The 15446-nt window shown below is 47.2% G+C and carries 12 protein-coding genes; 9 read left to right on the forward strand and 3 right to left on the reverse strand.

Annotated elements, in window-relative coordinates:
• Positions 1-507 carry a phosphohistidine phosphatase SixA gene (gene sixA / locus ACM64D_RS08375; RefSeq protein WP_415062749.1) on the forward strand — a complete coding sequence of 169 codons (507 nt, stop codon included), beginning with the start codon at positions 1-3 and terminating at the stop codon, positions 505-507.
• Here sixA and ACM64D_RS08380 read toward each other — a convergent pair.
• Complete coding sequence (locus ACM64D_RS08380) at positions 504-4499, reverse strand: hypothetical protein (RefSeq protein WP_415062750.1); 3996 nt, start codon at positions 4497-4499, stop codon at positions 504-506. The two genes, sixA and ACM64D_RS08380, sit on opposite strands and share 4 nt — an antisense overlap.
• Positions 4500-4764: 265 nt before the next feature.
• On the opposite strand from ACM64D_RS08380, the gene ACM64D_RS08385 reads away from it, so the two are divergent.
• From ACM64D_RS08385 to ACM64D_RS08395, 3 genes are all read left to right on the forward strand, one after another.
• On the forward strand, positions 4765-5031 hold the full coding sequence (locus ACM64D_RS08385) for a PepSY domain-containing protein (RefSeq protein ID WP_415062751.1): 267 nt from the start codon (positions 4765-4767) through the stop codon (positions 5029-5031).
• 120 nt (positions 5032-5151) lie between these two features.
• Positions 5152-5811: a response regulator transcription factor gene (locus tag ACM64D_RS08390; RefSeq protein WP_415062752.1), complete on the forward strand. Its 660-nt coding sequence runs from the start codon at positions 5152-5154 to the stop codon at positions 5809-5811.
• Complete coding sequence (locus ACM64D_RS08395; RefSeq protein ID WP_415062753.1) at positions 5812-7128, forward strand: ATP-binding protein; 1317 nt, start codon at positions 5812-5814, stop codon at positions 7126-7128.
• Here the strand turns inward: ACM64D_RS08395 and ACM64D_RS08400 are convergent.
• Entirely contained in the window at positions 7106-8029 is a 924-nt protein-coding gene (locus tag ACM64D_RS08400; RefSeq protein WP_415062754.1) for a hypothetical protein, read from the reverse strand. The two genes, ACM64D_RS08395 and ACM64D_RS08400, sit on opposite strands and share 23 nt — an antisense overlap.
• A 53-nt stretch (positions 8030-8082) precedes the next feature.
• On the opposite strand from ACM64D_RS08400, the gene ACM64D_RS08405 reads away from it, so the two are divergent.
• The 5 genes from ACM64D_RS08405 (at position 8083) to ACM64D_RS08425 (ending at position 13773) form a co-directional block, all read left to right on the forward strand.
• Positions 8083-9138 carry a hypothetical protein gene (locus ACM64D_RS08405; RefSeq protein WP_415062755.1) on the forward strand — a complete coding sequence of 352 codons (1056 nt, stop codon included), beginning with the start codon at positions 8083-8085 and terminating at the stop codon, positions 9136-9138.
• A gap of 100 nt (positions 9139-9238) precedes the next feature.
• Positions 9239-9904 (forward strand): phosphate signaling complex protein PhoU, encoded by a 666-nt coding sequence (gene phoU / locus ACM64D_RS08410; protein ID WP_415062756.1) that lies wholly within the window; start codon positions 9239-9241, stop codon positions 9902-9904.
• Positions 9897-10601, forward strand: coding sequence for a response regulator transcription factor (locus ACM64D_RS08415; RefSeq protein WP_415062757.1), 705 nt, complete (start codon positions 9897-9899; stop codon positions 10599-10601). The genes phoU and ACM64D_RS08415 overlap by 8 nt, the downstream gene beginning before the upstream one ends.
• Positions 10598-12031: a sensor histidine kinase gene (locus ACM64D_RS08420; protein ID WP_415062758.1), complete on the forward strand. Its 1434-nt coding sequence runs from the start codon at positions 10598-10600 to the stop codon at positions 12029-12031. The genes ACM64D_RS08415 and ACM64D_RS08420 overlap by 4 nt, the downstream gene beginning before the upstream one ends.
• Positions 12032-12048: 17 nt before the next feature.
• Positions 12049-13773 (forward strand): DEAD/DEAH box helicase family protein, encoded by a 1725-nt coding sequence (locus ACM64D_RS08425; protein WP_415062981.1) that lies wholly within the window; start codon positions 12049-12051, stop codon positions 13771-13773.
• Positions 13774-13798: 25 nt separating this feature from the next.
• Here ACM64D_RS08425 and ACM64D_RS08430 read toward each other — a convergent pair whose 3' ends face one another.
• Positions 13799-15376: a hypothetical protein gene (locus tag ACM64D_RS08430; protein ID WP_415062759.1), complete on the reverse strand. Its 1578-nt coding sequence runs from the start codon at positions 15374-15376 to the stop codon at positions 13799-13801.
• Between the last annotated feature and the right edge of the window lie 70 nt (positions 15377-15446).

A 15446-nucleotide genomic window follows, 5' to 3' on the forward strand; every position in this document is an offset into this window, starting at 1 on the left:
GTGGAGCTAATTATTATTCGTCATGCGGTGGCCGAGGAGCGGGAAGACTTTGTAAAAAAAGGTCTCGAAGACCATATGCGCCCGCTCACTCTCAAGGGGCGCAAACGAATGCAAAAGGTCTGTGTTCGTCTGCTCGATTTTGTGAAAGAAGTTGATCTAATTGTTTCAAGTCCTTTGACGCGAGCTCGTCAGACGGCGGAAATTGTTTCTCAGATCTATTTTGAGACAAAGGTGGTGGAAGCCCCAGAGTTAGTTCCTCACAGTCCTCCGCAGGCTTTCTTGAAGTGGCTTAGAACGCAGGCGCGAACGCATCGCCGTCTGGTGATTGTCGGTCATGAACCTCATCTCAGTTCTTTCGCGAGCTATCTTCTGAGTGGGAAGACGGAAAGTTTTATTGATTTAAAGAAGAGCGGTGTGATCGCCCTGGAGATCGAATCCTTCGCACACGCAGAAGCTGGGACGGCCCAGCTTCTGTATGCGATTCCGCCGAAATTTCTGATCGACTAGGGAAGGAATTCCAGAGCCTTGAAATAGGCCTCCGAAGAGTCCCCGGCATCGTTCGAATCATGTTGAATCGTGATTGCCACGATTTCCATGTCATTCACGTTTTTATCCGGGAAGGCGCGCTTTAGATCCTCCACCAAGTTTCTTTCATAAAGCTGAGCCTTACCCAGCATATCTTGGTTGTTCAGCAGAAGTTGTTTTGCCTCAGGCAAAGTGGCAACAACCACGTTCTTATTTGAATACCAATTTTCAAAGATGTCTCCGGCTTTGCGGTTTTCTCCTGGAGCGGCATCACCCCAGTAGTATCCGAAAAGGAAGACCTTATCGTTTTTAGGATCCACTAGAGTGCGATCGTTGTTGGCTTTGCCGTGACGAACTGTGAACCAGACTTGGAAAGCCGAATCGTCTTTGCCGGTTTTACCTTTTACGGGATCTGCACCCTGCACCCCTTTGGTGACGGCCAGCTTCAACTTCATTTTTGCGAAGTCGATAGGGGAAAAACGATAAGCTAAGGTTGTCATGCGGATCGAGTTGTTTTTACTCTTCATCAGGGCCCAATTATCTTCGCCCTCAAATTTCCCAGTCACGTAACCAAAGTCCTTGTTGTCATCCAGTCCTCCCGGAGAACGGGATTCATAGTTGAACTGATGATCCATGCGGAAATGAACCATGTTCTTGTGGTTGTAGTTGATATGAATTCCTTGCGGCATATTTCCGGTCGTTACGGGATTAACGCGAATGCCAGCCATGATGTCAGGAAGCTTTTGCACGTCCAGGACAGAGTAGGGTTCAAAACGAAGTTGGGACTGAGGAAGTTTGGTTTGAACTTCGTAGCTGTCGGCAGGATCGTCAACTTTAGGCAGAAGCTGGTGATTCAATTCCCACGTATTTGAGAAGGGCAGGAAGTCCACCAAATGCTCGCCTTTCAAAGAGTAAACCTTGGCCATATGCTCCTGACTGAGGCGATAGTAAGTCTGAGTTTTAATAGGCGAGGTATTAGCAGCACTTAGGATCACGCGGGAGTTCCAAGCTAAGTTGGCCTTGTCGTCATTGATTTTTAATTCAGACAACGAGTTCACAAGACCTTTCATGAAGGCTTTTTGATTGAAGCGAGAAGAAAGAATTCCGGCAAGATGATCGGCCTTGACGGTTCCCATATCCACCGCCATCAATTTTTGCGGGAACTTGGAAGAAGACACTGTGACGACACCGTCATTGTTTTCATCAAATTGAGCGATGATTTTTGTCGCCTTCATGAAGATGTGAGAATCTTCAGGATCACTTTCGAAAGTGACTGAGAAATAGCGAGTCAAACCAATCAAAGATCTTTCGTTCTTTCTCCAGAAAGCATCCATAGCGGTGGGAGTGATCGACTTCGCCGCGGTCTTGTCGGTCTGACAAACGGCAGGGCCTTGTTTTTCAGACAAAGCGGATACCAGCGCGAAGGGAACATCGGTCGTATTCAGGATGCTGGAACCATGCAAAGGAGCGGCAATCGCCACGAATCCTTTAACATAACTTGAGATAAAGCTCGGGTTTTTTGTGAAGGCATGAAGAGCATCCACAGCACCTTTTGAATAACCCAAGATCAGATATTTAGGCGTCGCATGTCCACGCTGCGTGCGTGTTTTGAAGTCTTCGCGAAGATAGTTGAGAATGATGTCAGCGTTCAGATCGCTGGCGCAGGTGCTTTCTACAGGCGGTTGAATCACGCGCAAACCCAGCTCATCACTCAAAGCATTGAGTCCCAGACTGAAGATCTCTTTATCGAAGATGCTGTTGTAAATTCCAGGCACGTAGACAATCGTCAGATCTTCCAACTTCTGGTTATAGATCTTTGTCAAAGGTGTTGGATAGATGCGGTCTTCAAGATCAGCTTCTTTGATGGTTTCTTGAAGAAGCTGTTGCACCATCGCGGTCCCCATAAACTTGGAGTTGAGGCTTTTGTGGCTTTGTGCGTATTTGTCTTTTAAAGAAGTCCACTCGCGCGCAAAGGCGATGCCACGAGGGTCTGGCAAGAAGGGTTTTTCCTGAACGACGATGGACTTTTCAAGTAAGTAAGGCATTTGATACATCTTCATGACAGCGCGTTTAGCGGGAAGCACAAAAGTGGTGATGCTTTTGATGAAGCTATTGTCGGCAGTCAGGTCTTGGTGTTTTAAATCCAGGGTCGCAGTCTTTGCTCCTTTAAGCAGGCCGACCTTTTCTTTGACCTTTTCAATACGGGGATCGTTCATGAGGTTTTCAATAGAGCCCGAAGTCAAAACCGCGTCAGTCACTGCGCCGATATCTTCGGGGCTGATCATGCTGTTCACGTCGAACTTTGAAATATCGAAATTCATGGGTGACAAGGACTGGGCACCTGGTTGTTTGAACGGATCAAACTTAAAGGCATCCATAAAGCTTTTCATCTCAGAGACCAAGAAGTAAGGGCGAGTGTCTGAGACAAAGCGCGAGATATGTTGGAAGATGCGTTTTTGTGAAAGGTCTTTGGCTTGTGTTTCTACGCCCTGTTTATAGTTAGCAAGAACTTCTTGCAGGGATTCCTTTCCTGACAAGGAATCCTTCTTCGCGGTGTTTCCGAAAAGATCTTTTGCCTCGACTCCGAGGAAGGGCAGAATGTCTTTGGAACGAATTTGACCGGGGACTTTTCTTTTGGTGGAAGCCAAAAGTCCGTAAGAGGACGCTGCGGTTAAGGAACCATGGGTGCGGTACATTTTTGTGAACGCTCCCAAGGAGGACTGAATGTAGTAACCATCTTTTAAAGTCAGGATGAAGTCAGGGAAATCAAAGTTTCTTTCTGAAGCCGACTCAACAAGGCGGAACAAAGAATCAGGGTAGTTGGATTTGGCTGTGATGTTAAAGACCTCAGCTGCCTTGATGGCTTTAGGAGCTGTTGGGGTCGAAAGAAATTCCTGAGGGATTTGCAGAGGATTTCCGGCCTCGGCAAAGTAGTAATAAAGGTTGTTCTTCTTATCGAACTGAACCTTGGCTTCTCCCGTGGAGCTGATGACGGTCATCAAGGTTTCTTGAGCCGTATTTCTATTCACGTAAACCGCCATATCAAACCAAGTTTCCTTGCGGAACTCTTGGATCAGATTTTTCATCATTTTGCGGTCTTTCATGTACACAGGTCCCCAAGTTCCCAACGCCATAAGGGGGACGGCGACGTCTTTTTGTTCTTTGAGTTGTTGAACGTTGTTAAAGCCTGCGCGCTCAATGATCTTGGCGATATCAACTCCGATCAATTCTTGTTCGGGTTGTCCTTCTTGGAAGCGGCCGATATTGCCATGATCCGAGACAAGAACGATCTCAACGTCTTGGCCTTTTTCTTTATTAGATTTAATAAGGCGGGTGATTTCCGTATCAAGGGCTTTGATGACAGGGAAAAGACGATCTTTCTGAGTATGGGCAGTGGAATCAATCGCTCCAATGTAACCCGTATGAACTTTTTTGGGTTTGGCAGCGAGAAGATCGTCCACGACGGTTTTCATTTCTAACTTCGGAACTTCTTGAGTTGGGAAGTACATGAGGGCTTCAACGTAAGGATTGAAGAAGGCGTCAAATGCTCCCATGTAATATTTAGGGAAAGCCAAACGGCGATAGTAATCGCGAGGGTCCCCTTGAATAGATTGTGTCGATTCATCAAAATAAGTGGCTTCGACGGATTTAATGCGACCTGCGGGGCCGAAGAGTTGAGAGGTGTGAGTGAAGGTGGCCCAGGAAAGATCTGTCATTGAAGGAAAAGGGGCGACGTGGGCGCCGACATTCGTGAAGTCTTTAAACATCCCCTGTTTTTGTGCAGCCAAGAAAGCGGTGTAGCTAAGGCCATCAACGGCCAGGACTATTGTTTGAGAGGATTGAGTTTGAGGGGCTGCGGACGCCGTCTTCCAAGGTAGTTGAAGAGCTTTCGCGGGGCAGGGCGCGCCCACCGTCAAAGCACCAGCTAGAGCCGTCGCAACCAGGACATTCAGGGACGTTTTATTGAAATTCATAACCACCTCGAGTTTTGTCTCAACCTGAATAAAGGCAAGAGCGGTGCCAGCGGGGGCGGTGGGGGATGGGGTTATATTGCAGATGGTTCGAGGTCCACAGGAGATAAGTGTCTCATTGTGGGAGGGGTGACGTTTTACTATGTGTTCTGTCAAGAAGTTGTCGGGAGCTGGTTTTTTTATTCGTTTTAAGATTGGCTTAAGAATTCAGGCTCACTCTAGACCCATGAGACAGGAATGATCCTGGATCTTTTTAAGGAGAAGAGAAATGAAAAAGCTATTGATTGTGACTGTGGCACTTTTGGCGGGTTCCGTGGCGTTTGCAAAGAAGAACTGCACGGATGAGCCTAAAGAAAAATGGATGAGCGAGGCGGACTTTAAAAAGAAAGCCGAAGCAGACGGATATAAGATTAGAAAATTCAAAACTCCTGGAACATGTTATGAGATCTATGGAACCAATAAAGAAGGCCAGAAAGTTGAAATCTATTTTAATCCCGTAGACGGCTCGATTGTTAAATCTGAAATTGAAGATTAAACATTTGTGCGAGTCAGTCCGAGGCCCAGCACCATTGCTGTGGCCTCCGTCCTCGACGGACGCTGTCATGATGAAACCTTGGTATTCTCTGCGATAAACAGATATAAAAGAAGATGACGTATGCGAATCTTATTGATTGAGGATGATCATCTTGTGGGCGATGGAATCCAGCTTGGTCTGACCAAGCAAGGGTTTACCGTGGATTGGGTGCAAAACGTGGAAAGTGCTCAGTCCGCTCTGAAGACAGACCAGTTTGACGTGATTGTGTTGGACATAGGTCTTCCTCGAGTGTCCGGTCTTGAGTTTCTAAAAAAATTGCGTGCAGCGAACAACAAGATTCCGGTTTTACTTTTAACAGCCAAAAGCTCTGTGGAAGATCGTATTCAAGGTTTGGATTCGGGGGCCGATGATTATTTGCCGAAGCCCTTTTCCCTGGGAGAAGTCGCCGCTCGCCTGCGCGCTTTGCAAAGACGCAGTCAGGGGCGCGCTGTTGCGACCTTGAAATGGCGGGATCTGACGGTGTTTCCCGATTCTCAAAAAGTCATGCTGAAAGAATCTGAAATCGACGTTCGTGGAAAAGAGCTCAGATTGCTTTTGTTCCTGATGGAGCATCCCCATAATATTTATTCTAGGGAAGAGCTGGAAAGCTCTCTTTACGGTTGGAACGAGGGGATTGAAAGCAACTCTGTGGAAGTGCATGTGCATAGCTTACGAAAGAAACTGGGGAAAGAGATAATCAAAACCGTGCGTGGTTCGGGTTATCAGTTGGGGGAAGAGTAAATGCGACAGTCCTTATTTTTACGGATTCTTCTTCCACTTTTTTTTGCTCTTAGTTTTTGTTGGATTCTTTTGATTTTTGTTTTGGGACGAGCCAGCTACAAAGAGCTGTACGAAGTTTTGGATCAGCAGATGACTCAAACCGCTCAGATGCTGACTGTGCCCATGGATTATCAGAATTTGCCAGAACTGCGTTTCTCTGAAAAAGACGACGATGATGACGAGTACAAGATTCACTTCGTTGTTTGGAATAAGGAAGAAAACGTTCTTTTCGCCGATAAACGGGGGAATGTTCTGCCGAGCTCGTTTGATCAAGACGGTTTTTATAGAATTTATAGTGGCGGTGAAGAGTACCGGGTTTATACCCATCACAATTCCCTGACGGGGCTTTCTGCCTCGGCGGGTTATCCCACGTCGGTGAGAACTAAAATTCTTAAAGAGGTTGTTGAGAAGTTCTGGGCGCCCTGGCTGATCGGGTTGCTGGCTTTAGGACTTGTGACCTATTTAAGTTTGTGGTGGGGCTTTCGTCCTCTCACTCGCCTGCAACAAGAGATCCAGCAGCGAGACCCCAATCACTTAGAGAAGTTTTCGACGGAAGTTCCCTTTGAATTGAGAAACCTGAAGGCGGAGTTGAATCGTCTGATTGAGAAAATTCGCACTCAGATGGACAAGGAGCGACGTTTTACCGCCGATGCAGCCCATGAGCTGAAAACGCCACTGACAGCAATTCGAGTTCAAGCAGAGATTTTAGCGATGGAAGTGGATGAGGGGCATTTAAAAAAACAAGCCGACAAAATCATGCTCGGTGTGGATCGAACCAATCATCTGATTGAGCAGCTTTTGACTTTGTCGCGATTGGATGAACAGAAATCTCAAAGGTATATGCCAATTCAGTTGCCGGATGTCTTTACTAAACAACAAGACGAACTCAAACATCTGATTGAACGACAGCGGGCGCAGGTCCGCCTGGACGTGCAAGAACCCTTTGTTTTGGAGGGTGATGAGTTATTGTTGGGTGTGATGTTTAAGAACTTAATTGAAAACAGTCTAAAGTACTCACCCCCGGGCGTTGAGATCTCCTTTAAGATGAACTCGCAGGAGTTTTCAATTTCTGATAACGGTCCTGGATTGCCTGCGGAGATTCTTGAGCGGGTGCGAGAAAGATTTTATCGGCCGGAGGGACAGAAGGAAGCGGGTTCGGGCTTGGGCCTTTCGATTGTTGAGAAGATCGCCGAATTGCACCATTTAAAGATGATTTTAAGATCACCACCCCAGGGTGGTTTGCAGGTGTCGTTTGTTAAGGACGAGGCGCGCTCATAGACCAGACCAGTCCATCGCGCAATCCCACGCTGGGGATTAAGATCTTTTCTGTCTCAGCTTGTCGCATGATTGTTTGTACTAACATCGCAGCCGGAATAATCACGTCAGCCCGGTCGGGGCGCAGCCCCAGTTTCTCAATGCGCTCTTTAAATTTAAGGGGGCGCAGGCGTTCAATAATCATTCCAAGTTCTTGAAGAGTCAAAAATGTATGAGGGGTTCGTTTTAGAAGCTGCACTTTGAGTTTTCCCAAACACTCCAGATTTCCGCCAGTCCCAATGGCAAAATCGATCGGATCGTGATCGCAGTTTTTGTAGATGTGTTCACCAAGACTGGTTATGAATTCGCCCATAATAATGTTGAGGTGGCTTTCATTCAGATTTCTTTTGGTCAGGTTCTCAAGGACACGCACTGTGCCCATCGGGAAAGAGCGGGTGGCTAGCATCTTATCACCTTTTGAGAAGGTGACCTCCACACTTCCACCGCCGACATCGATCAGCATGGTTTTCTTATTATCCAGATCCAATTCTTTGCGAACGGCCAGGTGGATGAGGCGTCCTTCCTCGGTCCCGTCGATGACCTCAATTTTGATGCCGGAACTTTTAAGAATCTCTTCGACGAAGTGATCGCGGTTTTTAGCTTCCCGGCACGCACTGGTGGCAACGGCCCGGCAATGAAGGACGTTGAGCTCTCGATTGGTTTCCGCATAACGATGAAAGGTGGCTTTGGCAAACTCCAGAGAGGTCGGGGTGATGATTCCTGTGGTAAAAACGTCGTGTCCTAAGCGTACAGCCGCTCGGAATCTTTTCACAACGTGGAGGGTCGGAGAACGATCATCAATGTCGGCGACCATCATGCGAATGGCGTTGGAGCCAATATCAATAGCGGATACACGACATGACACGATAAAGTTCTCCTTTCTTGGCATTAGTATATAAAAATGGCAGCATGAGAGGCATGAAAAAAAACATCTTTTGTATTTTATTTTTCGTTTTAGTCTGGGGTCAGGCCAAGGCGCTGTCTGAAGTTGAGATTTCAGGGGAGTTGGACGTGAATGCCTCCGTGTGGAGTCTTCCCACAGGAGAGCGTGGAAATTCAGCCTTTGGCATTCCCTCCTTCTTCGTGGATTTAAAGGCTCCTCTTAAGGAAGACAATCTGATGGTGGTCAGCTTTGAGGGCTCGGAAGAAAAGACCTCGTCCACGGAACGTTTTGACGTCAAAGTCCGTGAGGCTCATTTGGATGTTGTGAGCCTTTTTCAAGGGATGCACGCCCTGCGCGTTGGGTTGATCCCTCAGGTCTGGCAGCAAGCTCAATATGAAACATGGTCCTATCGCTTCTTGGGAAAAGAGACTTGGGCGATGACGGAAAAGTGGAAGTACTTGGATTATTCAGATTTGGGATTTTCATTTATGTCAGAGCTTCCTGAAGACCTGGGCGAGTGGGCTTTTACTTTGGCTAACGGTGAAGGGGCGGAAAAGAAGGAAGCGGGTCCCCACAAAGAGGGCTCACTGTTTGTGCGAGTCACTCCGTGGTCTCCCTGGGCGTTCTCTGTGAACTATGTGCGAGGTAATTACGATTTGTATGGGGAAGAGGTGGGTTTGAAAGAGCGCATCCAGGCCCTCGTGACCTATCAGATTCAAGAAGAGTGGCAAATGGGTCTTGAGTATTTAGGGACAAAGGATCCCGCCGATGCGATCCGGGATTTGAACATGGTGGAGGGGCTGGACGTGACGGCTCTTTCGGGGGAGGCCGTGAGCGGTCAGGGGGGAAGTCTTTATGTGGTTTTCAGTACCGGCCCCAAATCCGAGGTTTTACTTCGTTATGACTATCTGAACCCGGTTGTGGGGGAGGATGGCAAGGAGCTGCAAACAGTGATCGCTTCACTGGCATATCAGGTGACGGACGACATTCGCGCCGCGATGGCGGTGGATCATACCCGTTACGGCGATAATTTCGCTGCCGGAGCGAGAGATCGCTCTAAAGTGGAACTGGCGGCCCAAGTTCTCTTTTAAAGTGTGTTAAGATTCTGTTAGAATCCTTATGGATGCCGTGTTAAGCGGTGTTTTTATTTCATAAATAATTATAAAGAAAGCCAAGCGCTGAGGGTAAATCATGGAAAGAGCGATCGACACTCAAATTGAAGACTTAAAAAAGATGATTCTTCTGATGGGTGGTCACGTGGAGAAATCTTTGGCGCAAGCAACACTCGCGTTACTGTCTCGTGATCAAAGTCTTTTTGAAGAAGTTCATGTGATTGAAAAATTGATCAATGAAGATCACATCAAAGTCGACAATGCATGCATGAACGTTCTTGCGAAACAGGGGCCTGTGGCTAAAGACCTGCGCCTGATTCTTTCGGTGATTAAAATCAACAATGATCTTGAACGCATGGGTGATCAGGCTGTTAATATCTCTTATTCTGGCAAGGACTATCTAGGTCGTAAGCCGATTCAATCGCAACTGAATGATATTCAGAAGATGTCTGAAATCGCCGGTCGTATGGTGAAGGGTTCATTAGACTGTTTTGTTCGAGGTGATGTCGAACAGGCAAAAAAGATTCTTTTGATGGATGACGAGATCGACGGTTTAAAAAATAAAGTTTTCAAAGATTCCGTTGCTCATATGAAGGCCCACTCTGACGATGTGGATGCCGGCCTGGATTTGATTCTTATTGCAAGAAATCTGGAGCGTTTGGGGGATCACGCCACCAATATCGCCGAAGATGTGATCTTTGCGTTTACTGGGAAAGACATTCGACACGGAGGCAAGTTTGGCTGACAGTTCGATTCAAGTTTTAGTGGTGGAAGATGAACAGGAGATCCGGGAACTCATGGCCTTGCATCTTCTCCGTCAAGGATATCGTGTGACGGAAAGCGCTTCCGCCGAAGAAGCTTTGAACGAACTGAATCGTAACGGCAACTACCAGCTTTTTGTTCTGGACTGGATGCTTCCGGGCCTCAGTGGGGTTGATATCGTTGATAAAGTGAAGGCCAAAAATCCTCAAGCCTCTGTTTTGATGGTGACGGCTAAGGCAGAACCCCAGGATATCGTCGCAGGGCTTGAAAGGGGTGCTGACGATTATATGACGAAACCCTTTAACCCGTCCGTTTTTATTGCTCGCGTGAAGGCTCTTTTGCGTCGTGCTCAAGGGGGATCCCCTGCGACCTCCGCAGAGGGGGAGTATCAGTTGGCGGGTTTGCGAATGAACTTTAAATCCTACGAAATTTCTTATAATGGGGAGGTCCTGCATCTGACTCCTTCTGAATTTAAGCTCTTAGGGGCACTGGTTCAAAACCACGGCTGTGTTCTGACTCGGGAACAGTTGATTGAAAACATCCAGGGTGAGGGCATTAATGTGGTTGGACGCACCATAGACACCCACGTTTTCGGATTACGCAAGAAGTTAGGGGAGTGGGGAGATCGCATTGAGACTATCCGCGGGGTCGGATATCGGGTTAAAGTAGAAATCGCATGAAGCGATTTGTAAGATTCCCTTGGCGAGTTTATTGGAAGTATTTTTTCTATCAGGTGTTGGCCTTCAACATTCTGTTTGTCGCGGTGATTTCAGTCATTGATGTCCGTTATCGCGTTCGACCCTTTGTTTATAATGAAGCCCTTTTGAATTTCTTCTTATTCAGTGTGATCGTCGCGGCGATCACGTCGTATCGTTTTGCACGTCCTATTCATCGTCTTATTTTAAAGGCTTTGCGCATTTCCAGCAAAAGAACTTATGGCGATCTAGTCGATCCCCAGGATGAGGATTTACTTGATGACGAGATGGATTCGGTCTCTGAGTTGGACGTGGCGCTGGATCACATTCATCGCAAAATGAAGAAGCGCAAAGCGCAGTATCTTCAAGCCCAAGAAGAGTCCCAGGCTTTTATGAGTGCCGTCGCCGAAGGGCTGGTCAGCATCAGTCTTGACGAAAAGATTCTTTATTTTAACTCTCAGTTTGCCGCTCAGTTCCTATCGACAGACCAGGTGAATGCGCCGGTTTTGCGTCTGAGTGACGCGATTCGCTCTTCCGATGTTCTGGAAGGGTTTGAAAGAGCATTGCAAGCAGGGAAGGTTCAGCGTTTTACCGTGAAGCTTCCTACTTTGGTAGACAACACGCCTCGCTATTTTGCGGTGTCAGTGAACCCCATCCGCAATGAGAAGACCAAAGAGATCTATGGTGTCGTCGGTATTTTCCATGACATCACAGAACTTAAAAAGGTCGAACAAATCCGTATTGATTTCGTCGGCAACGCTTCTCACGAGCTGCGCACACCTCTGACCTCAATCAAGGGTTACGTGGACACTTTGAAAGAGGACGTGAAGACGGGTCATTATGATCAGGCGGGGAAGTTCTTGGATGTGGTTTCCAGAAATATTGATCGCTTGATGGATCTTGTGAATGATCTTCTTAGTTTAAGTACCTTGGAATCTCAGTCTGAAATTAAGCTTGAGTTGATTCATCCGTTACAAATCTCTGAACAGATTGTTTCGGAGCTGACGGTTTTGGCGGCTGAAAAGAATATCTCCATCCGTGTGATTGGTGAAGTGCCTCCATTTATGGCCGATGCGCATAAGGTGGAACAAGTTCTACGCAATCTTGTTTCTAATGCGATCAAGTTCATTCCTCAGGGAAAATCGGTTCAAATTCGCTGGGAAGGTGACAGCAAAGGCTCCGTGATCTTGCGCGTGATTGACGATGGACCAGGAATTCCTGAAGAACATCTCGATCGCCTTTTTGAAAGATTCTATCGTGTTGATAAGGGCCGCACGCGAGATGCGGGTGGGACCGGGTTGGGCCTGGCCATCGTGAAACACATCATGCAAAGCCACGGGGGTTCTGTGGCGGTGAAGAGTGCTCCCGACAAAGGCTGCGAGTTTATTTGTACTTTTCCGGTGAAAAATCCTTAAAGACGGTTTTAAAAAATATGTATCAACTTCGTCCCTACCAACACGAGGCTGTTCAGGCGACGCTCCGGCATTTTCGTCAGGAGAAAACTCCCGCCGTTGTCGTTTTGCCCACAGGGGCTGGAAAAAGTTTGGTGATCGCAGAACTGGCTCGTTTGGCAAAGGGGCGAGTTTTGGTTATGGCCCATGTGCGCGAGCTGGTCGAACAAAACCATGCAAAATATCTTTCCTTCGACTTAGAGGCTGGCATCTATTCGGCAGGTTTGAATCGCAAAGAGATGGATCAAAAGGTCATCTTTGGCAGTATTCAGTCGATCGCCAGGGCCCCGGAAGAGTTTTTTAAGAATTTTTCGTTGTTGGTGATCGACGAGTGCCATCGGGTTTCGGTGGATGGTGAGACTCAGTATCTGCAAGTGATTTCAAAGCTGCAGGAATTCAATCCCTCTCTGTGTATCTTGGGTCTGACCGCGACCCCCTATCGTTTGGGGTTGGGGTGGATCTATCAATATCACGCCTCTAAAAAGATTCAACACACCGACGAAGATCGTTTTTTCAAAAAATGTATTTATGAATTATCGATTCGGCATTTGATTAAGAATCAATTTCTAACGCCGCCGATTAAGATTGATTCCCCGGTAGCCTGTTATGATTTTTCCAGCTTGAAGTTACAACACGGACGCTTTGTGATGTCTCAGGTTGAAGAGTTGTTGAAAGATCAAAAGCGCATCACACCTTTGATCGTGAAAAATATTGTGGATATGGCGGCTGATCGTAAAGGTGTCATGATCTTTACAAGTGCCATCACTCATGCTGTTGAGATCATGCAGAATCTTCCTCCCTATGTGGCGGCTTTGGTGGTCGGGGATACTCCGGATCAAGAGCGTGATGAGATCATCGCGGCCTTCAAAGAGCAAAAATTGAAGTTCCTGGTGAATGTCTCTGTTTTAACCACGGGGTTTGATGCGCCCCATGTGGATGTCATTGCTATTTTGAGACCCACAGAGTCCGTGAGTTTGTACCAGCAAATCATTGGACGGGGTCTTCGCTTAAGTCCCGGAAAAACGGACTGCTTGATCTTGGACTACACCGGTCAGGGGCATGATATTTATTCCCCCGAAATTGACGAAGACAAACCGTCAGAGAAAGCCGTGCCTGTCGAAGTAATCTGTCCTCAGTGTGGCGTGACGAACAGCTTTTGGGGTCTTGTCGATGAGGAAGGAACTTTGTTAGAGCACTATGGGCGTAAATGCCAAGGGGCCTTCGAAGATCCACACACCCATGAAATTGAAAAATGTAAATTCCGTTTTCGTTTCAAAAAATGTGATCAATGTGGGGAAGAAAATGACATTGCCGCCAGAGCCTGTGCTAGTTGCTCCCAAGTGTTGGTTGATAATGATAAAAAATTGAAAGAGGCGATGCTTCTTAAAGATGCCCATGTCATGCGGGTTGAAAGTATGAGTTTTCATAAAACGCAGGACAAAAAGGGAAAACCTCGCCTTGAGGTGCACTATTACGACGCTGATGCGCAGGTGTTGAAAGAGTATTTTTATTTCGACACTCCCGAAAGCTGTCGCGCGTTCTATTTTAACTTCATTCGTATGCACAGTCGTTTGCCGGAAAGAAAAATCATGGTGCAGAACCTGGATCAAGCATTGGCTCTGCACTCTCAAATGAGGCTTCCGATGTTTGTGATTGCTCGCAAACAAAAACATTATTGGAGCGTGCGCGAAAAGATCTTTGAATAGTCGAATCGCATTTAAGCGAAACTCCTTATAAGAGGACCTTTCCGCACAGGCCGACACCGGTTATCGCCGTGAGTTTTTGTTCAAAGGCGGTCAATTCTGTCTCTATCGTTTGTTTTTGCGCGCGAACCATTTGACGAAGTTCCATGGGGCCAACGAGGCGTCCTTGTTTTTCAAGGGAACTGACTTCATTCAGCAAAATGCTACGCAACTTTGGTGTCATGACTTCATTGAGTAGCGCGAAGAAAGCCATCTGTTTTAGATTGATCGAGTCAGGAATTTTTTGAATTAAAGCCGCTTTGTCTGCAAATTCTTTCGGGAGAAGACCCGAGTTGGCCATCTTCAGCAAACCTTCTTTGTCGACACTTTTGGAGGCCACGCCCTCCAAAGCCGCCGACAGTCGTGCCATGGCCTCTTTATTGGTATCAAGCTCCGCCAAGAACGTATCAATGATGGCCATCTCAATACGATCCTGATGCAGTTTTGTTACATCCACGCGGGCTCCGACCAGGCGGAAGTTCTTGTTCAACTCCATGTCTCCGGGGGCGGGGACTCGGTATGTGTTCATATTTAAAGAGCGCAAAAGAACTTCTCGGCCCTTGTTGATGGGACTCCACAAGGATTTTTCATAGGGATTGGCGGAATTATTCAGACCGGCGCGAGAGTAGGCTTCATAGGCGACGGACGAACAAAAAAGTCCCCGTGTAGAGGCCTCACCCGGAGTCATTGAAAAATCATAGAGGAAGGCGGCCTTATTGTAAGGGTCACCACCGCTACGTTGAAACATTTCCGCGACCAGATTTTCCATTCCTGCGACAACTTTTTCAGGGACACCCGGTTCAGTTCCCTGGAAACGATAGATGTACATGCGTGTTTTTGAACCTTCCACATAGTCCTTGCGCATATTTCGCAGTTTGACGCCATCTTCAATCTCCGCTTCGGGGGATAAAACTTCTCCCTTGGCGTCGATATAAACCGGTGTTGAGTGGGAGTAGATATGAGGATGATCCATGGTTAATGCAATAAAACTAGAAGAGCCAAAACCAGTCGACTTCGACAAGACCACATCTCCAGTTTGCACCGAGAACTGTCGCAGAGAACCCGTTTTTGTAAAGGTACTGACTTTATCGCTGAAGCTGATCTCGGGAGGGAAGTTGGTAAATTTTTTGGAGCCGATATAAAGACTTTCTTCGGCCATCAGCTGCAAAAGATATAAAGAGTCTTGCAGAGACTTAAGGGGCAAGTCCGAACGCTGACGCATTTCTTGGCGTAGTTCAAGAAGCATCAGTCCCAGATCCCGATAGTCGTCGACCGAGTGCAGACGTGCCGTCTTCAGTATCTCGCGAATTTTTTTGAAGGTCTGTTGTTCATTTTTTGCGGTGATCACAGTCTCGTGGAGGAGCGGACGTAGTTCTGAAACAGGCAAGCCGGCTTCTCGACCCTTTTGCAGCAGTTGTGTCCAGGTGTCGATACCAATGGATTCAAGTCCATGGAGGCTCACGGAGGGCGTCTCATTTTGAGCTACGGGCGTCGCTATTGCGTAAAAAGGCACCATTGCTGACAAAATGGTCGACAGAGAAATAAAACAGGTTCGCTTCCAAGACATAAAGCCTCCGATTCAAATTTGAAGGATCAATTTTCGTTCCATGCGGCTCAAGTTGAGTTTTTGATTTGCG

Origin of the sequence: Bdellovibrio sp. (assembly GCF_047637665.1) — a bacterium.
Taxonomy (GTDB): domain Bacteria; phylum Bdellovibrionota; class Bdellovibrionia; order Bdellovibrionales; family Bdellovibrionaceae; genus Bdellovibrio.